This window comes from Nitratireductor sp. WH36-1 (genome assembly GCF_058725515.1).
Window position 1 is genome coordinate 3,572,139 of sequence record NZ_CM178970.1, and the last position, 25,784, is coordinate 3,597,922.

The 25,784-nt window shown below is 63.2% G+C and carries 21 protein-coding genes and 1 tRNA gene; 9 read left to right on the forward strand and 13 right to left on the reverse strand.

Going from position 1 to position 25,784, the window contains the following annotated elements:
- Positions 1 to 152: 152 nt before the first annotated feature.
- The gene (locus AC4PTT_RS17175; protein ID WP_492161733.1) at positions 153 to 1,373 is read left to right on the forward strand and encodes a lipopolysaccharide biosynthesis protein; all 1,221 of its coding nucleotides are present in this window, start codon (positions 153 to 155) and stop codon (positions 1,371 to 1,373) included.
- An 8-nt stretch (positions 1,374 to 1,381) separates the two neighbouring features.
- On the opposite strand, the gene AC4PTT_RS17180 is transcribed toward AC4PTT_RS17175, so the two are convergent.
- From AC4PTT_RS17180 to AC4PTT_RS17190, 3 genes are read right to left on the reverse strand one after another with little or no spacing between them, the layout of a single operon-like run.
- Positions 1,382 to 2,254 (reverse strand): DUF6492 family protein, encoded by an 873-nt coding sequence (locus tag AC4PTT_RS17180; RefSeq protein WP_492161734.1) that lies wholly within the window; start codon positions 2,252 to 2,254, stop codon positions 1,382 to 1,384.
- A gap of 2 nt (positions 2,255 to 2,256) precedes the next feature.
- On the reverse strand, positions 2,257 to 3,039 hold the full coding sequence (locus AC4PTT_RS17185) for a WecB/TagA/CpsF family glycosyltransferase (RefSeq protein ID WP_299938722.1): 783 nt from the start codon (positions 3,037 to 3,039) through the stop codon (positions 2,257 to 2,259).
- Positions 3,036 to 4,211 carry a glycosyltransferase gene (locus AC4PTT_RS17190; RefSeq protein WP_492161735.1) on the reverse strand — a complete coding sequence of 392 codons (1,176 nt, stop codon included), beginning with the start codon at positions 4,209 to 4,211 and terminating at the stop codon, positions 3,036 to 3,038. The genes AC4PTT_RS17185 and AC4PTT_RS17190 overlap by 4 nt, the downstream gene beginning before the upstream one ends.
- A gap of 183 nt (positions 4,212 to 4,394) precedes the next feature.
- On the opposite strand from AC4PTT_RS17190, the gene AC4PTT_RS17195 reads away from it, so the two are divergent.
- From AC4PTT_RS17195 to proC, 3 genes are all read left to right on the forward strand, one after another.
- On the forward strand, positions 4,395 to 5,393 hold the full coding sequence (locus tag AC4PTT_RS17195; protein ID WP_492161736.1) for a glycosyltransferase family 2 protein: 999 nt from the start codon (positions 4,395 to 4,397) through the stop codon (positions 5,391 to 5,393).
- A 106-nt stretch (positions 5,394 to 5,499) separates the two neighbouring features.
- Entirely contained in the window at positions 5,500 to 6,759 is a 1,260-nt protein-coding gene (locus tag AC4PTT_RS17200) for an Hsp70 family protein (RefSeq protein WP_206554757.1), read from the forward strand.
- A gap of 106 nt (positions 6,760 to 6,865) precedes the next feature.
- Complete coding sequence (gene proC / locus AC4PTT_RS17205; protein ID WP_206544623.1) at positions 6,866 to 7,672, forward strand: pyrroline-5-carboxylate reductase; 807 nt, start codon at positions 6,866 to 6,868, stop codon at positions 7,670 to 7,672.
- A gap of 254 nt (positions 7,673 to 7,926) precedes the next feature.
- Here the strand turns inward: proC and AC4PTT_RS17210 are convergent, their stop codons facing one another.
- Both AC4PTT_RS17210 and AC4PTT_RS17215 read right to left on the reverse strand, forming a co-directional pair.
- Positions 7,927 to 9,246: an NAD(P)H-dependent oxidoreductase gene (locus AC4PTT_RS17210; RefSeq protein WP_492161737.1), complete on the reverse strand. Its 1,320-nt coding sequence runs from the start codon at positions 9,244 to 9,246 to the stop codon at positions 7,927 to 7,929.
- Positions 9,247 to 9,298: 52 nt separating this feature from the next.
- The gene (locus tag AC4PTT_RS17215) at positions 9,299 to 9,778 is read right to left on the reverse strand and encodes an Lrp/AsnC family transcriptional regulator (protein ID WP_113154206.1); all 480 of its coding nucleotides are present in this window, start codon (positions 9,776 to 9,778) and stop codon (positions 9,299 to 9,301) included.
- Between the two features lie 142 nt (positions 9,779 to 9,920).
- Between AC4PTT_RS17215 and AC4PTT_RS17220 the strand changes: the two genes are divergently transcribed.
- The 5 genes from AC4PTT_RS17220 (at position 9,921) to AC4PTT_RS17240 (ending at position 17,326) form a co-directional block, all read left to right on the forward strand.
- Complete coding sequence (locus tag AC4PTT_RS17220) at positions 9,921 to 13,340, forward strand: indolepyruvate ferredoxin oxidoreductase family protein (protein WP_492161738.1); 3,420 nt, start codon at positions 9,921 to 9,923, stop codon at positions 13,338 to 13,340.
- A gap of 1,088 nt (positions 13,341 to 14,428) precedes the next feature.
- The gene (locus AC4PTT_RS17225) at positions 14,429 to 15,448 is read left to right on the forward strand and encodes an ABC transporter substrate-binding protein (RefSeq protein ID WP_297564143.1); all 1,020 of its coding nucleotides are present in this window, start codon (positions 14,429 to 14,431) and stop codon (positions 15,446 to 15,448) included.
- A 43-nt stretch (positions 15,449 to 15,491) separates the two neighbouring features.
- Entirely contained in the window at positions 15,492 to 16,262 is a 771-nt protein-coding gene (locus AC4PTT_RS17230) for an ABC transporter ATP-binding protein (RefSeq protein ID WP_206544619.1), read from the forward strand.
- Positions 16,252 to 17,097, forward strand: coding sequence for an ABC transporter permease (locus tag AC4PTT_RS17235; protein ID WP_206554754.1), 846 nt, complete (start codon positions 16,252 to 16,254; stop codon positions 17,095 to 17,097). The genes AC4PTT_RS17230 and AC4PTT_RS17235 overlap by 11 nt, the downstream gene beginning before the upstream one ends.
- A gap of 153 nt (positions 17,098 to 17,250) precedes the next feature.
- Positions 17,251 to 17,326, forward strand: a tRNA-Phe gene (locus tag AC4PTT_RS17240).
- A gap of 78 nt (positions 17,327 to 17,404) precedes the next feature.
- On the opposite strand, the gene nikR is transcribed toward AC4PTT_RS17240, so the two are convergent.
- From nikR to AC4PTT_RS17280, 8 genes are all read right to left on the reverse strand, one after another.
- The gene (gene nikR / locus AC4PTT_RS17245) at positions 17,405 to 17,815 is read right to left on the reverse strand and encodes a nickel-responsive transcriptional regulator NikR (protein WP_113154182.1); all 411 of its coding nucleotides are present in this window, start codon (positions 17,813 to 17,815) and stop codon (positions 17,405 to 17,407) included.
- A 60-nt stretch (positions 17,816 to 17,875) separates the two neighbouring features.
- Positions 17,876 to 18,463: an ABC transporter ATP-binding protein gene (locus AC4PTT_RS17250; protein WP_492161739.1), complete on the reverse strand. Its 588-nt coding sequence runs from the start codon at positions 18,461 to 18,463 to the stop codon at positions 17,876 to 17,878.
- A complete protein-coding gene (locus AC4PTT_RS17255; protein ID WP_492161740.1) occupies positions 18,456 to 19,253 on the reverse strand; it encodes an ATP-binding cassette domain-containing protein in 798 nt (265 codons plus the stop codon). The genes AC4PTT_RS17250 and AC4PTT_RS17255 overlap by 8 nt, the downstream gene beginning before the upstream one ends.
- Entirely contained in the window at positions 19,250 to 20,116 is an 867-nt protein-coding gene (locus AC4PTT_RS17260; protein WP_492161741.1) for an ABC transporter permease, read from the reverse strand. The genes AC4PTT_RS17255 and AC4PTT_RS17260 overlap by 4 nt, the downstream gene beginning before the upstream one ends.
- Positions 20,109 to 21,128, reverse strand: a complete 1,020-nt coding sequence (locus tag AC4PTT_RS17265) for an ABC transporter permease (RefSeq protein ID WP_224873272.1) — start codon at positions 21,126 to 21,128, stop codon at positions 20,109 to 20,111. Before AC4PTT_RS17265 ends, AC4PTT_RS17260 begins: the two co-directional genes overlap by 8 nt.
- A complete protein-coding gene (locus AC4PTT_RS17270; protein WP_492161742.1) occupies positions 21,121 to 22,695 on the reverse strand; it encodes an ABC transporter substrate-binding protein in 1,575 nt (524 codons plus the stop codon). The genes AC4PTT_RS17265 and AC4PTT_RS17270 overlap by 8 nt, the downstream gene beginning before the upstream one ends.
- Before the next feature lie 255 nt (positions 22,696 to 22,950).
- A complete protein-coding gene (clcA, locus tag AC4PTT_RS17275; RefSeq protein WP_492161743.1) occupies positions 22,951 to 24,300 on the reverse strand; it encodes a H(+)/Cl(-) exchange transporter ClcA in 1,350 nt (449 codons plus the stop codon).
- A gap of 72 nt (positions 24,301 to 24,372) precedes the next feature.
- Positions 24,373 to 25,617: an ArsB/NhaD family transporter gene (locus tag AC4PTT_RS17280; RefSeq protein WP_492161744.1), complete on the reverse strand. Its 1,245-nt coding sequence runs from the start codon at positions 25,615 to 25,617 to the stop codon at positions 24,373 to 24,375.
- Between the last annotated feature and the right edge of the window lie 167 nt (positions 25,618 to 25,784).

Consider the following 25,784-nt stretch of genomic DNA (forward strand, 5'->3'; position numbering starts at 1 on the left):
AAGCTCTGCGTAAGTGTTTTTTGCCCCTGCGTCAGCCAGCAGAACAGCGCATTAAGTTTTATTGCTTATGCTCGCCGCAGAACCGGCATTTCAGGCTCAGAATTCAGGGGCGCCCCATCTCGCTACGCGACATCATCACCAGCCAGCGCCAGGTGCTGCGGGACTACCTCGCCACGATCAGCGGATCGGCGGGCAGGCTCGTCTTTTCGCTCGCCTATTTCGTGATTCTGGCCAACAGCCTGTCCATCGCCGATTTCGGTCTTTTCGCCACCGCCTCCGCCGCTGGCGTGATGGTCGGTCGCATTCTGGCGCTTGGCTTCACCGCCACGCTCTACCGCATCGCCACCGTCAAGCCGCGCCTGCTCGGCACATACGCAGCCGGTTTCCTCGTGCTGACGGTCGCTTCCCTGCCGCTCATCGCACTGGCGAGCGTGGCGCTCTATCTGGTGTTCTTTGCGGGCGACATGAAGGTTCTGCCCTTTGCGCTCGTCATCGCGTCCGACGCCATTGCCTGGCGGCTCACCGAAACGGTGATCGTGGTCAACAATGGCCTCAACCGTTTCGGCCGCGCCGCCGTCATTCTCATCGTCAGCGTCGGCATCCGCGCGCTGGCGGCCCTCCTGTTCACATTCCACGCGAGCAGCGACCTCCTCACCTGGACCGTTTTCTATCTCGCGGCAAACAGCGCGGCGCTCGTCTTCGCGCTCCTGTTCTACTGCCCCCGCCAGCGCCTGCGCCTGCAGAGCGCGCTCTACTGGCGTCGTCTTCCCGACGCGCTCTACGTGGCTGGCGCAGAAGTGCTGTTCTATCTGCAGATGGAGCTCGACAAGCTTCTGGTTCTTGCCCTCGGCAACCCGCAACTTGCCGGCATCTACGCCATCATCATGCGGCTGGTGGACCTGACCGCGATCCCCATCCGCTCCTTCTCCATGCTGCTCGTCCAGCGCATGATGCGCGCACCGGAAATGCTCAACCGCTGGAAACTGCGTCTTGGCATTGAGGGCGCGGTCTTCGCCGTGTCCACGCTGGCGCTGGCGTCGCTGGCGGTGATTCTGCTGTTTTACCCCACGCTGCTGGGGCGCAATGTGGCCGAGGCAGCACCTCTGGTCATTCTGGCGCTTGCGGTTCCGGGCCTGCGCAACCTGACCGAATATCAGGCGGACCTGCTCTTTGCCCGCGGCCAGACCTTCATTCGTGCGGTCAATCTCGGCGTTCTGGCCCTGGGCAAGGCTGCACTTCTCTCGCTGGTTCTGAAAAACTTCACCGAGACACGGGACATCATTCTGTCGCTCAACGCGGTCTTCGCGGTGCTTTACGTGCTGTCGATGGTACTCACCTATCGCGCTCTGGCCAGACCGGCCAAACGCGTCTGATACTGACCCTAACCGATCACACGGCGCAGCGGTTCCAGGCTCGTCTCGGTGAAGGACTGAATGCCGATGGCCACCTGATAGGGCTCCATCCCGGCAATGAAACGCTCAATGCCGGTTTCATCCAGCTCCGGCCCCAGCCAGTAGATGTGGCAGAGCGCGCGGTCGTCGTGGAAGTGTCCTTCCCCGTTCAAAACCTCATCCACATAGCGGCCATAGAGAATGCACTCCGAGAAACGGCGGTCGCTCGCCACCACATTGATCCACGGCCTGCCGTGAACCGTCTCGATACGCCTGAGCATGTCCAGCACGGTTTCGCGCCGCCAGGCGATCAGTGTGGTGATGTAGTCATGCTCGCTGGTCTGCCCGGCAGGAAGGTCAAGCGCCCTGCCCGCATTGGCCAGCCAGTCGCGGTGCCCCATGTCCATCAGCGAATGCATGCCGCCGCTTTTGCGGTATAGCCGCATCTGGCCATCGCGCCAGAAATCGCCACAGTCGAACGGCTTCAGGAACACGACGTCGGAATCGCAATAGACAAGCGCGTCTTCCGTCGCCTTTTCGGCAAAGGCGATGCGCCGCAATTGCTGCACATGCCATCCGCGCAGCGGCGCAAGCCGCGTGCTCAACCAGACATGGCGGCGAAAAAGACTGGTCGGATCGCGCACCGCATGCAGCCAGGATGGCAAGAGATCGCGCTCGTCAACCACCACCCGGCGGTCCGTTTCCAGTGCGCGAAAACGCTCGACATCATGACTGGCGACAAGCAGGTAATGGCGTGTGTAGCCGGTCACATACCGGTCCATACTCTCACACAACAGCCTGCATCGCTCGAAATCACCGGCATAGCTGGGCGTAACGATTGCGGCGTTCTGCTGCGCTCCCATGCCTAGCCTCCGCCTGCCTTGCCGCTCAGCTTCTGACCAAGCACCCGCAGGAGAAACAGCGGATTGCCCACCACATAGCGCCGCCACAGACGACGCGGCTCAAGCCCCAGCCGGAACAGCCATTCAAGCCGCATCCGGCGCATCCACAGGGGCGCGCGCGGCACCGCGCCGCTCAGAAAATCAAGAAGCGCGCCCACGGCAATCGGCACGGTGCAATGCTCGCCCCCAAGCTTCCCGGCAATCCACAATTCCTGACGCGGGACGCCCATGGCCACAAGCAGCACGTCCGGGCGGATTTCCTCCAGCCTGTCGAGGATGGCCTTCTCTTCCGCACCGTCAAAGTAACCGTCATGCAGGAAGACGAATGCGTGTTGCGGCGCATGCTCTGCAAGCTTCTCGGCTGCGGCAAGCGCGTTGTCGCGCCGCGCGCCAAGCAGGCCGACCGTCAGCCGGTCCTTCTGCCGCCTGAGGAATTCCGGCACGAAATCAGTGCCGTTCAGATTGTCGGGAAACGGCTCGCCGTAGAGCATCTTTGAAGCGATATCGACACCAACGCCATCCGCCAGCACCAGAAAGTCCGGCAGGACCTGGCGAAAGCGCGCGTCCGCAACGGCCACATTGGCGTTGTGCGCATTGAGGAACGTCACCTGCGTGAAGCGCCGTTCGGCAATGCTTTCGGCCAGCATCGCAATTGCCGCGTCACGGCCAATTGCCGTCACATCCGTTCCCAGAATGTCGCGCCGCTCGGGCACCGGTGTGATCTTGTTCGGCGCATCCACGTTCATGCGGCCTCGTTCTGCCGGCCAAAGCCAGACTGCTGAAGCCCGTGAAGCACGGCCTTGTCGAGCGCATTGCGCTGCTCCTCATGGAATGTCCGCCCGTCAAGATCGACAGGCGATCCGGCGGCACGCACCAGCGCCTCTGCAAAGGCGCGCGGCTCGTCGGCAAGGGTGCAGTTCTCCGGCTTGTAGGATATGCCGCGCAGTGCGCTCTGCGTGGCAACGCTCGGCAGGCCCAGTTCAAAGGTCTCGATCGTCTTCAGCTGCACGCCGGTTCCGGCACGGCTGATAAGCGGGACCACCTTGCCCGACCGCACAAACTCCACCGCGTCGGGAACACGCCCGACAAAGGCGATGCGGGGGTGTTCCTGCGCCAGGCTCGCCGGCGCGTCACCGGCCACCGCAATGCGAAAATCGTCAGGCAGGTGCGGCACAACCTGTTCCAGAAACCAGTCGAGCCCGATGCGATTGGGCGCCCAGCTCCACGTGCCGATCAGCGCCGCGTCGTAATCCGTCCTGCGTTCATCGCCCGTCACCTCAACCGGCGCATGCGCCACCAGCGGCAGAACTGCCGAGCGCCGGTCATCCGCCACGCCCAGAACCTGCCGGTCATCCTCGGAAAGCGTGTAGATGAAATGCGCATCGGCGCACAATTGCGCTTCCAGCGTTTTCAAAAGCGTCGCCTCACGGCCAAACATGAAACGCGCAATGGGGCTGCGTGCGGCGCGCGCGCTCTGCTCGGCGGAAACATACTCCACATTGTGCGCCACATAGATGTTCGGCAAATGGGCGAAGATCTCGCGGAATGCGCCTGCAAACTGCACGGAATTGAAGATGACGCCATCCACCGGACCAAGGCCGTCGAGTGCGGCGCGAACATGCGCCGGCGAGGCAAGCAGCATCTTGGCGGACGAGAACGTCATGTTGCGCGTCATTGCACGGGCAAGCCATCGCAGCTTCTGAAGACCCCCCGCCGCTTCGGTGCGCGGGTCCATTTCACCCAGAACGACCGTATCGTCGGCAATGTTGCGCGCCTCACGTCCCTGCCAGGCAAAGCCCATGACGGAGACCCGGCACCCCGCGCGCGACAGCGCGCCGAGGATTGCCGCATTGGCAATCTCGTAGCCACTCTTGGGCGTCCCGTCGGAAACGATGGATGTCGCAAAGACCAGATGCATGCACTTTTCCTGTTTGGAACGTTCTGTCAAACAGCAATGAACTCTTCATTAAGGGAGAAGCCGGGGAAACACTTTTGGCGGGCATAACACCATTTCCCTGCCGCAAAAACCTGCCGCACTTAACGCCGCCTTAATTGCCGCCACCGCTTATAGAGCGCGAAACAAGGGGGCATTGGCGGGATCGTGACGCAGGACAGGGCAGACAAGTCGGTTTCAACCGTCGCGCGAACGCCGTCGCTGAGCGTGCAGGACATCGAGTGCGTTGTCACCGTTCCCACCTTCAAGCGCCCCGATCAGCTTCTCGACACGCTCCATTCGCTTGCCGCCCAGAATACCGCGCGCCCCTTTGCCATCATCGTGATGGAAAACGAGGCCGAAGCACATAAAGGCGCAGACGCAGCCGCGCCGCTCTTTGCCGACGGCACGTTCAACGGCCTCGTCATCATCGCCCACCAGCGCGGCAATTGCTGCGCCTACAATGCCGGCTGGGAAACCGCGCTGGCTGAATTTCCGGCCTTTCGCTATCTCGCCGTCATTGACGATGACGAACTCGCCTCTCCGCACTGGCTTGAAAACCTCTGCGCCACGGCGGAGAAATTCGACGCCGATATCGTTGGCGGCCCGCAGGTTCCGGCCTTTGAAAAGCCTGCGCATGAGCGCTGGGCGACCCACCCGGTCTTCGCCCCGCCCTATGATGAAACAGGCCCCGTTGCAGCGCTCTATTCCTCCGGCAATCTTCTTGTGACGCGCCGCGTTCTGGAAGCAATGCCGCGCCCCTTCCTCGATCTTCGATTCAACTTCATGGGCGGCGGCGATTCCGATTTTCTCAGCCGTACGCGCCAGAAAGGCTTTCGCCTTGCATGGTCGGCGGAGGCGGAAACGCAGGAGATCGTGCCGGCGCGCCGGGTCGAACGCGACTGGATCCGCGCCCGTGCGCTGCGCAACGGCGTCATCTCCACACTGGTGGAAAAGAAGAAACGGTCGAACGAAGGCTTCGGCCGGCTGCGTGTCTTCGCCAAGAGCCTCGCGCTTCTGGCCCTCTCCCCGCTGCGTGGAGCCGCCCGGCTTGCAAAGACCGGCTCCATCTCCACCGCCATGTATCCCGTCTATGTCGGTCTTGGCCGCGTCATGGCCGAATTCGGCTACGCGAACGAGCAGTATCGCGAGCCGGAAAAGAACTGACGGCCTTTGCCGCCAACAAAACGCTTCGCCGCTGTCGACTTCCCTTCGGTGATTGTGTATCGGTCCCGCTCCCCTGACCGATCCACATCCCCCAAGGACATAAGCTATGCGAGCGCTGAGCGGCGGCATCGACTTCGGCACGTCGAATTCAACAGCCGGTTTCATGGAAAACGGCCAGCCACGGCTCATCGAGCTGGAGCGTGGCGAGGTCACCATGCCGAGCGCGGTGTTCTTCAATTTCGAGGACAACCGCACCTATTTCGGCCGTAGCGCCATTTCCTGCTACACGGAAAATGCCGAAGGCCGGCTTCTGCGCGCCCTGAAAAGCGTTCTCGGATCGTCGCTGATCCACGAGAAAACGCGCATCAAGGCGCATTCCATCGCCTTTTCCGACATTATCGGCTCGTTCCTGCACTTTCTGAAGGACAGCCTCGAAACCAATCTCGGCGGACCGGTCGACAACATCGTGCTCGGCCGACCGGTGCAGTTCGTCGATGACAATCCGGAAGCCGACCGCCGCGCGCAGGACGAGCTTGAAAAAGCGGCCCAGCGGCGTGGCTTCAAACACATCGAGTTTCAGTTCGAACCCATCGCCGCCGCACTCGATTACGAGCAGCAGGTCAGCGGCGAGGAACTGGCGCTGATCGTCGATATCGGCGGCGGCACGTCCGACTTTTCCGTCGTGCGCGTCTCCTCGGAACGCGCGAAGCAGTCCGACCGCAAGGACGACATTCTTGCCAGCCACGGCGTGCATATCGGCGGCACGGATTTCGACCGCCTCCTGAGCATCGCCCATCTGATGCCGGAACTCGGCTACCGCACGCTCACCAAGGACGGCAAGCGCCAGCTCCCCGCCGGATATTACATCGACCTTGCCACCTGGCAGCGCATCCACATGCTCTACACCAACAAGGCGATGACCGATCTCAGGCAGATCCGCTACGAAGCGGCCCAGCCCGAACTGGTGGAGCGCATGATCGACGTGGTTTCCAACCGGCAGGGCCATGCGGCCGTGGCCGAGGTGGAACGGGCGAAGATCGCGCTGACCGACCTGACGGAGAGCGCCATCGAGCTTCCGCTCACCGAGGAGAAGCTGCATCTGCCCGTTACGCGCGACGAGCTGAACGACGCCATTCGCGTCACCGTCGAGCGCGTTCAGAAGGCCGTCAGCGAAACCCTCGTCAATGCCGGTATCGGGCCTGAGCGGATCACCGCGCTGTTCCTCACCGGCGGTTCGTCTGCCATCCCGCTCCTGCGCGAAAGCGTTCTGGGCATGCTGCCGGCCGCTTCCGTGGTCGAGGGCGACATGTTCGGTTCCGTCGGACGCGGCCTGGCCCTGGACGCCGGGCGCAGGTTCGGCGCCTGAGCCCACTCGTTCGGACCGGGGCGCCAAAACGCCCCGGCCCACATCCTTCTGTTGCATTCGCCGTCCGCACGCGGCATTCCTCTCCCATCATCAAGGGAGAAGTTTCATGGGCAAATCGGTCATTCTCGTCGGCTGCGGAAACATGGGTTACGCCATGCTGAAAGGCTGGATCGCGGCAGGCAAGCTCGCCTCCGGCGACGCCACCGTGATCGAGCCGAATGCGGACCTGCGCGCCCGCGCCGCAGCACTCGGCGTGACGGTTACCGACAGCGTCGACACGCTGGAGCAAGGCGCAGACATGATCGTGTTCGCCGTCAAGCCGCAGGTCATTCGCGACATCGCCCCCGCCTATGCCCGCTTCGCCGACAAGGCCACCTTCGTCAGCGTTCTCGCCGGCACCGGAACGGCCACATTCGAGGAAATTCTCGGCCGTCATGCCGCGGTTATGCGCTGCATGCCCAACACGCCCGCCGCCATCGGCAAGGGCATGATGGTGCTGTTCTCCAACCGCAATGTGAGCGACGGGGCAAAAGCCTTCGCCGGGGAACTGCTTGCCACCAGCGGCGCGGTCACCACCATCGACAATGAAGAGCTGATGGACGCCGTCACCGCCGTTTCCGGCTCCGGCCCGGCCTATATCTTCCACTTCATCGAATGCCTGACGGCTGCCGGCGAGAAGGCCGGCCTGCCGAAGGAAACCGCAAAGCTTCTCGCCATGCAGACAGTCTATGGCGCGGCCTGCCTTGCCAAAGAAAGCGATGACGAGCCCGGCAAGCTGCGCGAGCAGGTGACAAGCCCGAACGGCACCACCGCCGCCGCGCTCTCCGTCTTCATGGATGAGAACCGCCTTCTCGACCTGGTAAGCGACGCCGTCGACGCCGCCAAGAAGCGCTCCATCGAACTGGGAAAGTAGAGGATCGGCGCAGGCCCCTCATCCGCCTGTCGGCACCTTCTCCCCGCGTGCGGGGAGAAGAAAGAAAATCGGAAAGGGAAGCGCCAGCTTCAAGCCCCTCAAGCAACCCGCAAGGCACCGCCTCACCTTCTCACCTCAACCGAGGAGAAGGGAACATTGAAGGTGACGCGCCTTCCGGTTACGACGCGCTTCCTTCTCCCCGCACGCGGGGAGAAGGTGCCGGCAGGCGGATGAGGGGCGAGCACCCCACGCCATCACCCTTCGCCGAACACCATCGCATCCTGCCGCGCCCTGAGCGCCACCAGCCGCGAAGCCGCGTCGGGCGCAACATTCGCATAGGTCAGAAGCGCGCCCTTCTTCACCGGGGCCGTCACCGTGCCGCCCTCAAGCAGCCCGCATGGCACGGCCTTCGCCGTGCGCGCCTCTTCCGCCGTCATGATCCACGAGCGGTAGGAATATTCGCCGATGGCGTCTAGCCGGTCGCCGGGCTTCAGATCCTTCTTCGCCACCGCACAGACTTCCGCAACCGGCCTGTCGAGCGGCACCATGTCCGCCTTGTTGTTGAGCACGGCGCGCGCGCAGGTGAGCGGCACTTCCAGCGAGGTCAGGTGATAGGGCCGGAAGAAGGTGTAATACGGCCCCTCCCCGAGCTTCAGATCGTTCATGCGCTCGCGCAGGCGCGGGTGGTCCATCTCCGCCACCACGAACACGCCCGGCGCAACACCCTTGCCCACCGTGAAGTCGACACAGCCCTTCTTCGAGAGCACGCCGCCATCGGCAATCGGGCAGAGAACGCTGGAAAGCTCCTCGCGGCTCGCCGCCGGGCCATGCATGCCCGGCTTGTCCGGCACGAGGCCCGTGGCATTGGCGATGGCCGCCATCTCCACCATCGTCTTGGAGCCGTCGACGAACTCGACCAGCATGCGCACATTCATGTTGCGCCGTTCCGCTTCCTCGGCGTAGTCGTCCGGCACCGCGTCGATGTTGAGCGGATTGTTCTTGCCCTTGCCGGCGGCAACGATGTCGTGCCCCATGGCCGAGACGAACTCGATCAGCTCCATGCAGGAAGACGGCTCGTCGCCCGCGCCCAGCGAATAGGTCACGCCCAGCCGCGCCGCCTCACGCTTCAGATAAGCGCCGATGGTCACGTCGGCCTCGACATTCATCATGACGAGATGCTTGCCCGCCTCCATGGCCGAAAGCCCGATCTCCGCGCCCACTGCCGGCTTGCCCGTGGCGTCGATCACCACGTCCACCAGATCGTTTTCGGAAACCAGCCGGGAATCGCCCGAAAGCGCCGTCTTGCCGGCGCGGATCGCGTCGCTGATCGCGCCCGCCGTTTCAGCCTCCACCGCGCTCCCGGCAGCGCGTCCGGCAATCTCGATGGCCTTTGCCGCGCGTTCGGGCCGCGTGTCGGCAATGGCCGCCACCTCGATGCCCTTCATGCGCGCCACCTGCGTGACGATGTCCGTGCCCATCTCGCCGCAGCCGATCAGGCCGATGCGCACCGGCCGCCCCTCTTCCGCCCGCTGCTCAAGATCGCGCGCGAGACCCGTAAGCGCCACATTCGTCATCCGATGTCCTCCTCGTTTGGCGACCGAGATAGAAGCGGCCCGGCGCGGTATGTCAACCGCTCTTCACCTGCACCGGAACCGGACTGTTTTTCTTGATATCTTTCAGAACGAGGTTGGTGCGCACATTGGCGATGCCCGGCAGGCGAAACAGGAAATCCTCCAGAAACCGGTTATAGGCCGCCAGGTCCCGGCACACGACGCGCAGATGGTAATCCGCCTCTCCCGTCGTGGAGTAGCAGTCGAGCACTTCGGGCCGCCGCCGCGTCTCGGCGATGAACGTGTCCACATGCCGGTGGTCATGCCGCGTCAGCGACACATGCACGATGGCCTGAAAACCGAGCCCCGCCTTCTCCACGTCCAGCAGAGCCGCATATTGCGTGATCAGCCCCGCCTCCTCCAGCGCCTTCACCCGCCGCCAGCAGGCCGAAGCCGACATGCCGGCCCGCTCCGCCAGCTCCTGGTTCGAGAGCCGGCAATTGGCCTGAAGTGCGTCCAGAAGCCTCTTGTCCTGTTCACTCAGCTTTTCGGGCATAGGTCCAAATCCTGAAAAATTCTCCGATACATCCGTATATATCGGACAATTCTTCCAGAAACCAAATTCCAACCGCCAAATCTGGCACAAAATTCCACCTCTGCCGGTTTAGAATTCTTCCAGTCTGCACTGGAGGAATTGCATGACCGTCCAACCCAAGGCCGGCGAACTCGCGCGCTATCAGCTCGAGGACCGCTACACCCAGGAAAAGGGCCGCGTCTTCATGACCGGCACGCAGGCGCTCGTGCGCGCCGTGCTCGATCAGGCGCGCCGCGACCGCGCGAGCGGCCTCAACACGGCAGGTTTCATCTCCGGCTATCGCGGATCGCCGCTGGGCGCGCTCGACCTTGAGTTATGGAAGGCGAAGGACCGGCTCGACGCCGCCCGCATCGAATTCCTCCCCGCCGTCAACGAGGATCTCGCCGCCACCGCTGTGCTCGGCAGCCAGCAGGTGGAGACCAATCCGAAGCGCGAGGTCGAGGGCGTTTTCGGCCTCTGGTATGGCAAAGGCCCCGGCGTCGACCGCTCGGGCGATGCGCTGAAGCATGGCAACGCCTATGGCTCTTCGCCCCATGGCGGCGTGCTGGTGGTTGCCGGCGACGATCATGGCTGCGTCTCCTCCTCCATGCCGCACCAGTCGGACGTCGCCTTCATGTCGTGGTTCATGCCCACGCTCAATCCGGCCAGCGTGTCGGAATATCTGGCCTTCGCAGAATATGGCTACGCCCTGTCGCGCTTCTCGGGCATGTGGGTCGGCTTCAAGGCCATTTCGGAAACGGTGGAATCGGCAGCCTCCGTCGACATTCCCGCCCCCCGCGCGTTCGAGACACCCGATTTCACACCGCCTCCCGGCGGGCTCCACTATCGCTGGCCGGATCTTCCCGGCCCGCAGATCGAGGAGCGCATGGAGGCGAAGAAGCACGCCGTTCTGGCGTTTGCCGAAGCCAATCCCATCGACCGCCACATCTATGACGTGAAGGATGCCCGTTTCGGCATCGTCACCACCGGCAAGGCCCATCTCGACCTGATGGAGGCGCTGCGCCTTCTGGGCATCGGCGAGGCCGAGTGCCGGAAGCTCGGCATCGACATCTACAAGGTCGGCATGGTGTGGCCGCTCGCCCGCCGCGCAGCACTCGACTTCGTGAAAGACAAGCAGGAAGTCCTCGTCATTGAGGAAAAGCGCGGCATCGTCGAAAGCCAGTTCAAGGAATATTTCTACGACTGGCCCGGCCACAAGCCGCACGCCATGGTGGGCAAGCGCGACGAGGATGGCGAACGCCTCGTGCCGTGGACCGGCGAGCTTTCGCCACGCCTGCTTCTGCCCGTCGTCGCCCGGCGGCTCGAAGGCATCTTCCCCGGCAGCGGCTTCATCGCCCGCGCTGAAAAGATCCTCGCCGCACCGGCCATCACCCTGCAGGTGGAAGGCGCGACCCGCACTCCGTATTTCTGCTCCGGCTGCCCGCACAACACCTCGACCAAAGTGCCCGAGGGGTCCGAAGCGCTGGCCGGCATCGGCTGCCATTTCATGGCGAGCTGGATGGACCGCAACACCACCTCGCTGATCCAGATGGGCGGCGAGGGCGTGAACTGGGCAGCCTCCTCGCTCTTTACCGGCAAGAACCACGTCTTCCAGAATCTCGGCGAAGGCACCTGGTATCACTCCGGCTCCATGGCCGTGCGGCAGGCGATTGCCGCAAAGGCCAACATCACCTTCAAGATCCTCTACAACGACGCCGTCGCCATGACCGGCGGCCAGCCGGTGGACGGCCCCGTCAGCGTTCAGGCGATTGCCCACGCCTCGCGCGCCGAGGGTGTGGAGCGCATCGCACTCGTCTCCGATCACCCGGACAAGTACCAGCCCGGCGAACTGCCGGCCGCCACCACCATCCATCACCGCCGCGAACTCGACGCCGTCCAGCGCGAGCTGCGCGAGGTGAAGGGCGTGTCCATTCTCATCTACGAACAGACCTGCGCCACCGAGAAGCGCCGCCGCCGCAAGCGCGGCCAGATGGAAGACCCGAAGAAATTCGTCGTCATCAACGACCTCGTCTGCGAGGGCTGCGGCGACTGCTCGGTGGAATCCAACTGCCTCTCCGTCGAACCGCTCGAAACCGAGTTCGGCACCAAGCGCAAGATCAACCAGTCGTCCTGCAACAAGGACTTCTCCTGCGTGAACGGCTTCTGCCCGAGCTTCGTCACCGTCGAGGGCGCAACCCGCAAAAAACGCTCCGGCATGGAGTTCGATCTGACGCGGCTTGCCGGCGATCTCCCCGATCCGGAGCCTGCAGCGCTCGACAGGCCCTTCGACCTGATGATCACCGGCGTCGGCGGCACCGGCGTCGTCACCGTTGGCGCGCTCATCACCATGGCCGCGCATCTGGAGGGCAAGGGCTCCAGCGTGCTCGACTTCACGGGCTTTGCCCAAAAGTTCGGGCCGGTGCTTTCCTATGTCCGGCTGGCGTCTGCACCCGACGCCATCCATCAGGTGCGCATCGACCGTGGTGCAGCGGATGCGCTGATCGGCTGCGACATCGTCGTGTCGTCCTCACCCAAGGCGTCGGCCAGCTACCGCCCCGGCATGCGCGCCGTGGTGAACCTTGCCGAGATGCCCACCGGCGATATCGTGCGCAAGCGCGATGCGAGCCTTCACGTGGACCAGCGGCTTGCAGCCATCGAAGGCGTGACGGGCAAGGATGCGCTTGCCGCCATGGACGCCAACCGCCTCTCTGAAAAGCTCATGGGCGACACGGTGTTCGCCAATGTGATGATGCTCGGTTTCGCCTGGCAGAAGGGCCTCGTGCCCGTCTCGCTCAACGCGCTTACCCAGGCCATCGTGCTGAACGGCGTCGCCATTGAGAAGAACCACCGCGCCTTCCTCATCGGCCGTCTGGCGGCGGAAAAGCCCGACGCACTGAAGGGCCTGCTCGACCCGAAGCCGCAGGCCGACGGAACGCTCGACGAGATCGTCACCCGCCGCGAGGCCTTCCTGACCGACTATCAGAACGCGGCCTATGCCGCGCGCTACCGCCATCTGGTGGATCGCGTTCGCGCCGCCGAAGCGCCGTTCGGCAGCGACGCCGTCAGCCGGGCCGTTGCCCGCTCCCTGTTCAAGCTGATGGCCTACAAGGATGAATACGAGGTCGCCCGCCTGCACACGCAAACGGGCTTTTCCGCCCGCATCGCAGAAGAGTTCGAGGGCGACTATCGCATCGTCCATCACCTCGCCCCGCCCTTCCTCGCTTCCGGCACGGATGCGCGCGGACGTCCACTCAAGCGCGAATTCGGCCCCTGGGTGCGCCTGCCGTTCCGCATGCTCGCCCGCATGAAGCGCCTGCGCGGCACCGCCTTCGACCCGTTCGGCCGCACCGCCGAGCGGCGCATGGAGCGCGAACTGATCGGCTGGTACGAAGCGCATGTCGAAAAAGCGCTTGCGCAGCTCGACACCGGCAATGCCGCAACGCTTGCCGAAACCCTGGCGCTGCCCATGCAGATACGCGGCTACGGCCCGGTGAAAGAAGAGGCCGCAAAGCGCATCCGCACCGAGATGGCTGCGCGTCTGTAGACACAGCCTGAAGACCGCACCTCTCTCTTGGGCTCTCCGCTCCTTCGGCAGGCGGAGGAGCCCCCCTTTCCCACCCTCTCCCTCGTCATCCTATGGTCTAGCCATAGGATGACGAGGGAGAGGGTTGGCGCGCTCTCATTCACGCCCCCCCTCATTCCTCTCCGCTCCCTGCGGCAAACCAGGCAGGGGGAAGACGGGCGCTTCCCAATTCACACTCCTTCATCTCTCCCGCCCTCCCTTCGACAAACTCAGAAGGAAGAGAACCCACCCCCACCCGCTCCTTCGTCATCCTCGGGCCTGACCCGAGGATCCATGCCGGAACGCCGAACACAAAGCCCAGCCCCTCAAAGCAAGCCCATCGCTTCCCACGCCGGTGCCGTCGCCACCGCAACGGCATGGATCCTATGGTCAAGCCATAGGATGACGAGGGAGAGGGTTGGCGTGCTCTCATTCACGCCCCCCCCTCATTCCTCTCCGCTCCCTGCGGCAAACCAGGCAGGGGGAAGACGGACGCTTCCCAATTCACACTCCTTCATCTCTCCCGCCCTCCCTTCGACAAACTCAGAAGGAAGAGAACCCACCCCCACCCGCTCCTTCGTCGTCCTCGGGCCTGACCCGAGGATGACGAGGGAGAGGGTCGGCGCGCTCTCATTCACGCTCCCCCCCTCATTCCTCTCCACCCCCTGCGGCAAACCAGGAAGGGAGAAGACGGGCGCTTACCAATTCACGCTCCTTCATCTCTCCTGCCCTCCCTTCGACAAACTCAGAAGGAAGAGAACCCACCCCCACCCGCTCCTTCGTCATCCTCGGGCCTGACCCGAGGATCCATGCCGGAACGCCGAACATAAAGCCCAGCCTCTAAAAGCAAGCCCATCGTTTTCCGCACCTGCGCAGTCGCCACCGCAACGGCATGGATCCTATGGTCAAGCCATAGGATGACGGGGGAGAGGGTCGGCGCCTTGCATGCCAACCAGAGGGCGTGCAGCGCAAACGCGCATGATGCGCGCCATGCTCCTGGCATCCCAATCCCTTGCTCCCGCTTCCTGCGTATGCAAATAGCATTGGTCAAACAGCCAAGGAGGAACCCCATGACCGCCATCACCCGTCGCACGCTCTGCGCGCTAGCCCTCACCACCGCAGTGGCCGGCTTCGCGCTGCCCTCCGCCGCCGCCGACAAGATCAATGTCGGCATTCTGTCGCTCACCTCGCATTCGCCGAGCATCATCGCCGAAGCAAAGGGCTATTTCGACGCGCAGGATATCGATGTCGAGTTCGTGTCCTTCCAGGCTGCGCAGCCCATGGCCGTCGCCATTGCCTCGGGCGATGTCGATTTCGGCATGACGGCCATTTCCGGCGGTCTCATCAGCCTTGCAGACAAGGGCGTGATCAAGGTCATCGGCGGCGCGCTGCAGGAAACGCCCGAGATCGACGGCCAGAAGATCCTCGCCTCCAAGGCTGCGTTCGACGCCGGCGTTAAAACGCCTGCCGACCTCAAGGACCACAGCTTCGGCATCACCACCACCGGCTCCTCCTTCCACTACATGGCGCACAAGATCGCCGACAAGGAAGGCTTTGACCGTTCCGAAATCCACGTGAAGCCGCTGCAGAAGGTGCCGGCCATCATCGCGTCGCTCAAGAGCGGCCAGATCGATGCCTGGTCCATCGTGCCGAACATTGCAGGCGCACTCACCAAGGGGCCTGAAGTCGTCGAGATCGGCAAGATTTCCGACTATGTCGACGATTACCAGGTCACCACGGTCTTCACCTCCACCAAAAATGCGACCGAAAAGAAGGATCTCGTCGAGCGCTTCCTGGCCGGCCTCTCCGAGGGCATCAGCGACTACAACGCCGCCCTGGTCGACAAGACCATGAGCGAGGAAGACACAGCGGCAATCGTCGGGATGATCCACAAATACGTCTATTCCGACCAGCCGCTCGACAAGGCCGATCCGCGCATCCGCGCCGGCGCCATGCGCATCAACGAAGGTGCGGCGCTGAGCGTGGCAAGCGTCGAGGACCAGCTTGAGTGGTTCAAGTCGGAAGGCCTCGTGCCCGATGGCGTGACGATGGAAAAGCTGGTCGACACCAGCTTCGTGGAAACCCGCTAACAGCGAAGCCGCCCCGGCCTGCCGGGGCGGCGTTTTTGGACCGATGCAGCTTCTTCTTCAGAACATCACCCACCACTATGGCGGCACGACCGTCCTCGATGACATCTCGCTTACGGTGGATGACGGCGAAATCGTCTGCATTGTCGGCCCCTCGGGCTGCGGCAAGTCCACGCTTTTGCGCATTGCCGGCGGACTGGAAAAGCCCGATCAGGGTCAGGCGCTTCTTGCCGGACCTGAGCCGGAAGGCTCGCTCAACCCCCTCACCTACATCTTTCAGGATTTCGCCCTGCTCCCCTGGCGCAGCGTGGAAGGCAATGTGAGCCTGGTTCTGGAAGATCACGGCATCGCGGCAGCCGAGCGCAGGGCGATCATCGCCGATGTGCTCGCCCGCACCAATCTTTCCGATTTCGCCAAGGCGCTCCCGCGCCAGCTCTCCGGCGGCATGAAGCAGCGCGTGGCCATTGCCCGCGCGCTCGCCGTCAAGCCGGCCATCATGCTGATGGACGAACCGCTCTCCGCACTCGACAGCCAGACCCGCGAACTCCTGATGGACGATCTGGTTGCGCTGTGGACCCGCGAGCGGTTTTCCGCCTGCTACGTGACGCACAATCTCAACGAGGCCGTGCGCCTTGGCCGCCGCATCATCGTGCTTTCCCGCCGCCCCGGCCGCATCCGCGACGTGGTCGAGATCGACATGCCCCTTGCCGAGCGCGCCGACCGGCTGGCCGAGCTGGAAACCCTGCAGCGCCGCGTCTGGGAAATCATGCGCGAGGAAGCCCGCGAAGCCGACAGGGAGATTTCCGATGTCGCATGACGCCACGCACGAACAACCCGCCGCCAATGCAGCAACAGCCAATGAGAGCGGCCAGCGCCCGGTTCCCTTCCGTGGCGGCGGCTTCGTTCACCGTTCGCTCGGTCCCGTCGCCCCGCTTGTTTTCCTCGCCATTCTGGCGGTCTGGGAGCTGGGCTCGCGTTCGGGCTTCATCAGCCCCATTGCGCTGCCAGCCCCGTCAGAGGCGTTTGGCGCGCTTGTCGATCTTTTTCAGACCGGCATGCTCTGGAAGCATCTCGGCGCGAGCCTCTACCGTCTTGTCGTCGGCTGGACGCTGGGCAGTCTGCTGGGCATCGCCGTCGGCCTGTTCATCGGCCTGTTCTCGCTTGCCCGCGCCGGGCTTCTGCCGCTCGTCTCGGCCCTGTTCCCGGTGCCGAAAATCGCGCTCCTGCCGCTCTTCATCATCTGGTTCGGCATCGGCGAAGGCTCCAAGGTGGCTACGATCCTGTTCGGCACCTTCTTCCCGACCGTGATCGCCACCTATGGCGGCGTCGACAATGTGGACCGCAATCTGATTCGCATGGGCCAGTCCTTCGGCATGTCGTGGCTCTCCATCGTGCGCAAGATCATCCTGCCAGGCGCAATGCCGGCCATCCTGTCCGGCTTCCGCATCTCCGCCTCCATCGCCATCGTGCTTCTGGTCGCCGCCGAGATGATCGGCGCGGAATTCGGCGTCGGGGCCTATATCCTCATGGCCGGCGCGCTTTTCGCGCTGGATCAGCTCATTGCGGGCGTGGCGCTCCTGTCGCTCATCGGCCTCATCATTGCGTGGCTGATCGGCAAGCTGGAGAAGCGTCTGCTTTCGTGGAGAACCTGAGCCTTTTTGCCGCTTGTGAAAAAACTCTTCGCAAATCGACAGAAGGGCGCTTGCCAGCAAAAAATCTCGTGCTATAAACCACGCGCTTCCGGCGGAAACCAACACCGCCTCGCCTTGTAGAAATATCTGCACCGGCACCGTGAAGCAGGGTTTGCCCAGATAGCTCAGTTGGTAGAGCAGCGGATTGAAAATCCGCGTGTCCGTGGTTCGAATCCGCGTCTGGGCACCACTCCCCTTCAGCGTCTCCAATCATCGCAAAGCAACGCACACTTCTCGCAAAGAAGCCGTCCGTCAGCTCTGAAACACCTCAGTCTTCTGATGAATTCGGAATGAGGCTGAGCTTTCCATGCATGACATGCCGTTCGGCGATCACATGCTCTGCAAGCCGCTTAACATCGTCCGGCAGCCCCTTGAGGATGCTGATTTCAAGGCATCGGTCATGGTCGAGATGCACATGCATGCTCGCGACCGAGAGTTCGTGGGCATGATGAAACGCATTGGTCAGCCGCTTCGCCAGATCCCGCGCCTCATGGTCATAGACATAGCTCAGAACGCCGATGCAGCTTTTCTGCGACCCCGTTTTCAAAAGGGTCTGCTGCATGCCCTGCCGTGTCAGGTCGCGAATCGCCTCCGAGCGATTCTGATAACCGCGCTCACGCACGACCTGATCGAGCTCATCCATCAGGTCGTCATCCAGCGTAACGGTTATGCGTCGCATTGCTCGCCCTCATTCACGGTAAAGCCGCCATGCCGGAAAAGGCTGACGGGCGGAAGAAAATCACAGGTCGAGAATGCGGCCTGCGATGCGGCGAAGCAAGGGCCTGTCATGGCTGATAACAAGCATCCCAAGCCCGTTTTTCTGCGCATGCGCTAGCAGGGCCATCCAGATCTGCGCCTGCGTGAGGGGATCGAGCGGTGCGGATATCTCATCGGCAACGAGATAGCGCGTGCCAGGCGCAAGCGCGCGCAGCACGGCGACCCGCTGCAGCTCCCCGCCGGAGATCTCATGCGGATAGCGGTCATACCACGCCTCTGAGACGCCGAAGGCGCGCAGCATGGCTTCGTCAGGACGCCAGGCCTCGCTGATGACCCTGCCGACAGTCCAGCGCGGATCAACCGAGAAGGCCGGCGACTGAGAAAGATACTGAACCGGATTGAACCCGCGCGCATGCGGCTCACCGTCGATGATGACCCGCCCGGACAACGGCCGATAGTGACCTGCGAGAATGCGCCCCAGTGTCGATTTGCCGACCCCGGACCTGCCCGTGAGGCCGACCACCTCGCCGGGGCGAACCGCAAGGCTCACATGATCGAGCACGCGCCCTGCCACGCCGTAGGAGAAACAGACATCCCTTGCTTCAAGCATGTTGCGCCACCTGAAAGCCGTTCTGTGGCAGGGCCTGCCACAGGGCGCGGGCGTATGCGCTGCGCAAGCCCTCTCCCGCGCCATCAAACGCGCAGGCCGCTTCCTCGCCCTCCATCCTTCCATTGCGGATGAGACATACCCGGTCGGCATAGGGCAACGCGGCAGCCAGCGAATGCGTTATCAGAAGCACGCCCTTCTCCTGATCCGCCAGCCCCCGCAGTTTCGACAGCACGATTTCGGCGTTCTCGTCATCCAGCCCGCTGGTCGGCTCATCGGCGATGAGCAGATCCGCGTCGCCAACCGTCGCGATGGCCATCATCATGCGGCGCGCCATGCCGCCGGAAAGCTGGTGAGGGAAGGCTTTTGCCGCATCTCCATCCAGCCCGAAAGCCTCAAGATGGCGCGCAAGCGTCTCCCTGTCGGTGGGCCGCCCCGCCCGCCGCGCCGCCCAGCGCAACTGCTTCGCGCATCGCGCCAGCGGCTCCAGATGGCTGATGGACTGCGGCACGAGCGCCATGCGCCGGCCACGCAATGCGGGGAGAGTGCGCTCGTCCACCGGCTGGCCGTCCAGACAAATGCTCCCATGCATGCGGGCATTGGGCGGAAGAATGCCGAAGGCCGCATGTGCGATCAGGCTTTTGCCGCTGCCGGACGCACCGACAAGCGCCACCACCTCCCCGCGCCCGATGGTGAAGGCAATGTCGTTGAGAACCGGCGTCTCGCAGGAGGCGAGAAGCCCATGATAGCGCCGAAACGACAGGCCGAAGCCGCTGAAGGAAAGAAGCGTCATGTCTGCGCCGTCCTCGGGTCGAAGATCAGCCGCAACCCGTTGCCCACCGTATCGAAGCACAGAACGAACAGAAGCAGGCACAACCCCGGAAACAGGCCAAGCCACCATTTTCCGGCAGTCAGATAGCGCATGGAATCGGCCAGCATCACGCCGATGGCCGGCGAGGTCGGCTCAAGGCCGAAGCCGAGAAAGGTCAGGCTTGCCTCATGCAGGATCGCATGGGGAACCATCAGGACGAACCCCACCAGCATCTGCGGCACCAGCTGCGGCAGAACATGGCCCACTGCGATGGCCGCCCACGACTTTCCGAAATGGCGGGCCGAAATGATGTAATCCGCCTGCTTTATCTGCATGACCTCCGCACGCAGGATGCGCGCAAGGCGCGGCCAGTGCGTCAGCGCCAGGGCGAGCGTCACCGCGAAAGGCCCGCCGCCCAGCGCAAAGCAGATCAGGATCAGCAGCACCAGATGCGGAAGGCCGATCGTGGCGTCGATTGCAAGCGACACCAGCGCATCCATCCAGCGGCCGGACGCGGCTGAAACCAGAACCATCACAACCGCGATGAGAACGGAGCAGGCCGATGCGAACAGGCCGACCCAGAGGCTGGTCGTCAGCGCCTTGGCGGTGCGCGCAAACATGTCGCGCCCCATCTGGTCCGTACCGAACCAGAGGGCCCAGTCCGGCGGGACAAGGCGTGCCGTGAAGTCCGGCGCGACGCCCGCACTTCCAGCCATGAGCGCTGCCACCGGGATCAACAGGATCAAAAGCAGGCACACCGCGGCGGCGGCGAATGAGCGGACACGGTTGTCCATGCGCGGAAGAATCAGCGGTTCAAGGTTCTGCCGCTCACCGAGCTCAGCCATGATCGCCCCCCGTCAAAAGGTCGCCATCGCGAATGCGCGGGTCGACGAGGCGGTACAGCATGTCGGCAATCATGTTGCCCACGGAAACGAACAGCGTCAGGCAAAGCGTGATCGCCAGAAGCAGCGGCACGTCTCCCTTGATGCCGGCGGCAACCGTCGCCTGGCCGAGCCCTGGATAGGAGAAGACCTGCTCCGCCAGAATGGAGCCGCCAAACAACTCTCCCAGCGAGGCAAACAGGATGGTCACGGCGGGAAGCGCGGCATTGCGCAGCCCGTGCCTCAGAACGATGTCCAGCTTCGTCGCGCCCTGTGCGCGGGCATAGAGCGCGGCATCGAGGTTGAGGATCTCGATCATCTTGGCGCGCGTGTGCAGCGCCACCTGCGAAACGCCGAAAACGGTCAGCGCCGCCAGCGGCAGGGCGAGGTGGCGCAGCCGGTCTGAGAAGGTGACGTCCTCCGGCACGACACCGATTGGCCCCGCGCAACACACCGGCGCCCATCCAAGAAAGACAGCAAAGGCGAGCAGCAGAAGGATCGCGATCCAGAAGGTCGGCGCGCAGGAAAGAACATAGGCATAGACGCGGATCACCCGGTCGATCCACGACCCGGAATTCGCGCCGGCCACGACACCCAGCGCAAACCCCAGAATGCCGGACAGAAGCCACGCCAGCCCGACGAGCGGAAGCGAGGTCCAGAAGCGGCTGGCGATCACCTCCGAAACCGGGGCGTTGTAGATCATCGAATAGCCGAGATCGCCCCGGAGGATGTTCTGCGCCCATCGGACGAACTGCGTCAGCGGGGCCTCGTTCAGGCCCCACCGCTCCGCAATCAGCGCCTTCTGTTCCGGCCCGACCCGCGCAATGTCATCGCCGAGATAAGCGTTGACCGGGTCGATGGGAGAGATTTTCGCCAGCGAAAACGCCACTGCCGCGACCAGCAGCAGGACGACGGCAAGCCGCCCCAGCCTGTAGGCCAGCCCGACAGCGAGAGATTGCGCTAAAGGCCTAGTCACACGTCCAGGCCCACTGATCGATCATGGATGTGATCGGCCAGCCATGCCCGTGTGGCTCAATCTGCGTCTTGCCGATATCGAGACACTCATTCGTGAAATAGATGTGGTCCAGATTGACGAGCCACGCCCAGCCGGCAAGGCCGCGCGCCGAAAACCCGGTCTCGCCATCCCACTCCGCCGCCTGCCAGTGGGGATAGGACGCCTCCAGCGTCGCCGCCTGCTGGGCGGCGGCCAGATGCGCGTCCACGACCGTGTCGGAGAAATAGCCCGGATTGTAGAAACCCACGCCGCCCCAGTCGGAATTGTAGAGGCTGTAGACTTCCAGCGGGCTGTGGCTGCCCCATCCCAGCATCACCGGTTCCTGATGGGCGAAACGCTCGATCTGCTCCCAGGACGCGCCGGTGGGCTGCGCGTTGATTCCGAGCGCCTTGAGCTGCTCGGCCACCACGACGGTCAGCGCCTGACGCACCGCATCGGACGCCGGGTAATAGATCTTGAAACCCGCCTTCACGCCATCCTTCGCGCGAAAGCCGTCATCGCCCACCAGCCAGCCGGCCGCATCCAGCATCGCCCGCGCTTCGTCGGGAGCGTATGTCACGGCGGCATCGGCGTTCGACCACGGCATGCCATCGGCCGGTCCGGCTGCGGGCCTGCCGAAACCATTCAGCACCACCTCGACAAGCTGCTCACGATCCACACCGAGATTGATCGCCCGGCGAATGGCGGGATCGGAGGTCACCGCATTGCCCACGGCCTCTCCCTGTGCATTCACCTCGCCCGGCGCCTGCATCGGGAAGGTCAGTCCGCGATTGTCAACGGACATCACCTGGAGGCGCTTGAAGCCGTCGATCATGTCATCGGCCATGAGGGCGGGAACAGACACCATGTCCACCTGACCGGCGCGCGCTGCGGCAAGCCCGGCATCCTCTCCGGTGAAGACGAATGTAAGCCGCTCGAACGGTGATTTCGGGCCGTAATAATCGGGATTGGCTTCAACGATGAGCTGTTCGCCCTCGGTCCACGAAACCAGCCTGTAGGGACCGGACCCGACCGGGTTACGGGCATAGCCCTGCCCGTAACTGTCTGACGGGACGATGCCCAGCGAATAGAAGTTTTCCGAGAACGTCACCCAGGGGCGCTTCAGTTCGATCCTGACGGTCAGATCGTCAACCGCCTCGGCCTTTTCCATCACCGTCAGGTCAAGTGCGCCGCCAGCCGAAGCAGCCTCATTGAACGTGAACGCGACGTCTTCCGCCGTGAGCGGCGTGCCATCGGAAAAGACCACGCCCGGACGCAGGGTCACGGTCCAGACCAGCCGGTCGTCGGACAGTTTCCATTCGGTCGCCAGATCAGGGACCGTGTTCAGATCCGCATCGCGGCGCAAGAGGGTCGACTGGAACAGCGGATGGCCATAACGGCCCCAGCCAAGAAGCGGGTCGTAGCCCGTGTCCGGCTCGCCGCCGATTGCCAGAACAAGATCATTCTTGGCGAATGCCGGAGCGCCGGCAATCAGGGAGCTTGTTGAAAAGAATAAAAGACCGGCCCAGCCCGCGAAACTGCGATTCATCTACAAATGCCCCTCAAATCAATTTCATGCCGGCCTGCAAGCTACCAACAGAAAGTATGACGTCAATAGAAAAACATCATACTTTCTGAATTCGTTTCACGGCGCGTTTTGTTCAGATTTTCATCCATTCCGAGAATTCAGAAAAACGGCTCAAAACGCGCGTAAAAATCAGAAAATCGACAGCGAAATTGGGAATTTTTCTGATTTTTCCGGAATTTCCGATGCGGGTTCATTTCTCAGAAAATCAATTAACCATCACGCCAGACCGGTGCTGTCTTCCCCCTTCTTTCTCGGGTCGATGCCGGCCTGCATGAGTGTCTTTTCAAGAAGCAGATCATAGATCGGCCGCCCGCCAATCCACTGCGCCACCATATTGGCCGTCACGCAGGTGGCGATCAGCGGCATCACCATCGTGTAAGAGCCGGTCAGTTCCAGCGTCAGCGCCACGCCGACGACAGGCGCCCGCACGGAGGCGGAGAACAGCCCGCCCATGGCGGCGATGCCGAAGGCCAGCGGAACCATCGCGTCATGCGGCACGGCGAATGTCATGACCTCACCAAAGGCGAGACCGACACACATGGAAAGCGCCAGCATGGGAGCGAAGATGCCGCCCGGCGTTCCCGCCGAATAGCTGGTAACCATGGTCACGAAACGCAGCACCGCCAGCATCAGCAGGATTTTCAGACCTGCACCGTCTGCCGCCAGCGACTTGATGACACTGTCGCCGCCGGTCACGGCCATCGGCATCACGATGAACAGCGCGCCAATGGCCAGCCCAACGATTGCGGGAAAGAGATAGGATGCGCGGGCATTGACGCGCGCTGCAAACGCGCTGGTCCATAACAGGCCCGCATTGAGCGTGACGCCCAGGACGCCGAGCAGACAGCCGAGCAAAACGAAGGCAGGCAGCATCCAGACCGCCGGGCTGTCGACCAGCATGGACAGGTCCGGCGCGGTGCCGCCGATGATCTGCGTCATGACGGTGGCCAGGAAGGCCGCGACGATCACGCCCATATAGGTGCGGAACGTGTAGGGAAACTGCCGGCGCGTCTCTTCCACGATGAAGAGAACAGCCGCGAGAGGCGCGTCGAACGCGCATGCAAGACCTGCCGCGGCACCTGCGCCCAGCATGCCCCGCCGCTCGATCTCGCTGACCTTGAAGAAATCCGTTATGGCCGCCGAGAACGATGCGCCGATATGGATCGTCGGCCCCTCGCGGCCCAGCACCAGTCCAGAGCCGACCGCAGCAATGCCGGCGAAGAACTTGACCGGCAGAACCCGACGCCAGCGCACGACCCGCAGGCCCTGCATCGCCCCCTCGATTTCCTGCACGCCACTGCCGCCCGCCTCGGGCGCATAGCGGCGCACGACATAAACCGCCAGAAGCGTGATGCACATGGTTATGAGCGCAGCCGCGACCACGAGCGACGCGCCGTCCACATATGCCGAAAGCAGATGAGGCCAGGTCTGCAGCCTGTCGATCATCAGGTGGAACACGGAGCCGACCGCGCCTGTCAGGACGCCTGTCAGGCTTGCCAGAGCGATGTAGCGCATCTGCGCGCCCCGGTGTCCCGGCCGGTCCAGTGTTGCGATTGGGTTATCCATGGCTGCGACTTTGACTCATGTGACTTTTGGCGGCGTTGTTCATCGACGGTTGGAGATGCTGTGTCGTTCCACTCATGTCAGGATTGCGATCCAGATGAGTGCAAGGGCGATACACAGGATCGAGACCGGAATGCCCGCCCGGCAGAATTCCCGCATGCTGATCTTGATGCCAGCAGCGGCTGCGCGCTCCACGACGATAATACCGGCGAGGCTTCCAAACACGATCAGGTTGCTCGAAAAGCCGGTGCCAAGCGCCAGCGCCGCGCCGAGGGCATCCGATTCTCCCGAATGCGGAATGAACGGCACCAGAAGCATGACGGCCGGATTGTTGCCAACCACATTGCTCAGGCCCGTTATGACCAGAAAGAGGGTCGCCGGATCGGAGAAGTCGATGCCGGCTGCCTGCAATTCGTGAATGACCTTTTCCGGCAGCCCCGTCGCCGTCAAAGCGGCGTTCACGACGAACAGCCCGGTGAGGAGCAGCATCAGATTGCCGTCCACGGTTCCCAGAACGTCCTTCGACGCCACACGACGATTGACGAGCATGACCGCTGCCGCCGACATCGCCACCATTTCGCGCGGCCAGTCGGTGAAGACGAAAGCCGCGATGATGGCGACGGTGATCACCGCTGCCTTCAGCGTTTCGAGGCGGTCGAGCGGCGGGTTCTCGACGGGGGCTGTGGTAGGGGTAGCGGGGCCGGCGGACACCGTGTCCAGCGTCCAGCGATTGCGGTAAAGCCACGAGACGGTCGCCCACACAACCGGCAGGGAGATGAGCGCAGGCACGAGCGCGATCTTCATGAAGCCCGTGAAGGAAAGGTTCAGCGTCTGAGCCGCGATCATGTTCTGCGGGCTGCCGAGGATCGTGGCGACGGACCCGGTGTTGACGGCAAAGCAAAAGCCCAGAAGAAACGGGATCGGATTGAGCCCGCGCGACAGCGTGATCGCGACCAGAAGCGGCGTCATGGCCACCACGACCACATCCTTGGTGAGAACCGAGGAAAGCGCGCCGCCCGTGACGATCAGAATGGCCAGCAGGGCTGGCGGCGACACCTGCAGTGAGGCGACCTTTGCCGCCACCCAGGGGTAGAAACCCGAAACCGTATAGGCCCCCGACACGATCATCAGACCGAACAGAAGCCCCAGCGTCTGGTAGTCGATGGCCGCCCACGCGGCCTCCGGCGAAATCCGTCCGAAACCGATCATGGCGAGCGCGCCAATCACCGCCGCACCTGTGCGATCGACGCGAAAGCCCGGAAGATAGCCGAGCATGAGCGCCAGATAGACCAGCAGGAAGATGATGACGGTGATATCCACGATTTCCCCCTGTGGCCCGCCGACGGAAACAAGCCATGGCAGGCAAAAGGACTTGCAGTTTTGAAACAGGACGATGGCCTGACAATCCATCAACCGTCAGGCCATCAACCATCAGGCCATCGCGCCTGATGCTTCGTTGCTGGCGCGGTGCGCCAGACAGGTTTTCT

Coding starts and splice junctions, on each gene's coding strand:
- AC4PTT_RS17180 (WP_492161734.1), bottom strand. CDS start 2,254: ATGGGAGCGCAGCAGAACGCCGCAATCGTTACGCCCAGCTATGCCGGT.
- AC4PTT_RS17185 (WP_299938722.1), bottom strand. CDS start 3,039: ATGAACGTGGATGCGCCGAACAAGATCACACCGGTGCCCGAGCGGCGC.
- AC4PTT_RS17190 (WP_492161735.1), bottom strand. CDS start 4,211: ATGCATCTGGTCTTTGCGACATCCATCGTTTCCGACGGGACGCCCAAG.
- AC4PTT_RS17200 (WP_206554757.1), top strand. CDS start 5,500: ATGCGAGCGCTGAGCGGCGGCATCGACTTCGGCACGTCGAATTCAACA.
- proC (WP_206544623.1), top strand. CDS start 6,866: ATGGGCAAATCGGTCATTCTCGTCGGCTGCGGAAACATGGGTTACGCC.
- AC4PTT_RS17210 (WP_492161737.1), bottom strand. CDS start 9,246: ATGACGAATGTGGCGCTTACGGGTCTCGCGCGCGATCTTGAGCAGCGG.
- AC4PTT_RS17215 (WP_113154206.1), bottom strand. CDS start 9,778: ATGCCCGAAAAGCTGAGTGAACAGGACAAGAGGCTTCTGGACGCACTT.
- AC4PTT_RS17220 (WP_492161738.1), top strand. CDS start 9,921: ATGACCGTCCAACCCAAGGCCGGCGAACTCGCGCGCTATCAGCTCGAG.
- AC4PTT_RS17225 (WP_297564143.1), top strand. CDS start 14,429: ATGACCGCCATCACCCGTCGCACGCTCTGCGCGCTAGCCCTCACCACC.
- AC4PTT_RS17230 (WP_206544619.1), top strand. CDS start 15,492: ATGCAGCTTCTTCTTCAGAACATCACCCACCACTATGGCGGCACGACC.
- AC4PTT_RS17235 (WP_206554754.1), top strand. CDS start 16,252: ATGTCGCATGACGCCACGCACGAACAACCCGCCGCCAATGCAGCAACA.
- nikR (WP_113154182.1), bottom strand. CDS start 17,815: ATGCGACGCATAACCGTTACGCTGGATGACGACCTGATGGATGAGCTC.
- AC4PTT_RS17250 (WP_492161739.1), bottom strand. CDS start 18,463: ATGCTTGAAGCAAGGGATGTCTGTTTCTCCTACGGCGTGGCAGGGCGC.
- AC4PTT_RS17255 (WP_492161740.1), bottom strand. CDS start 19,253: ATGACGCTTCTTTCCTTCAGCGGCTTCGGCCTGTCGTTTCGGCGCTAT.
- AC4PTT_RS17260 (WP_492161741.1), bottom strand. CDS start 20,116: ATGGCTGAGCTCGGTGAGCGGCAGAACCTTGAACCGCTGATTCTTCCG.
- AC4PTT_RS17270 (WP_492161742.1), bottom strand. CDS start 22,695: ATGAATCGCAGTTTCGCGGGCTGGGCCGGTCTTTTATTCTTTTCAACA.
- clcA (WP_492161743.1), bottom strand. CDS start 24,300: ATGGATAACCCAATCGCAACACTGGACCGGCCGGGACACCGGGGCGCG.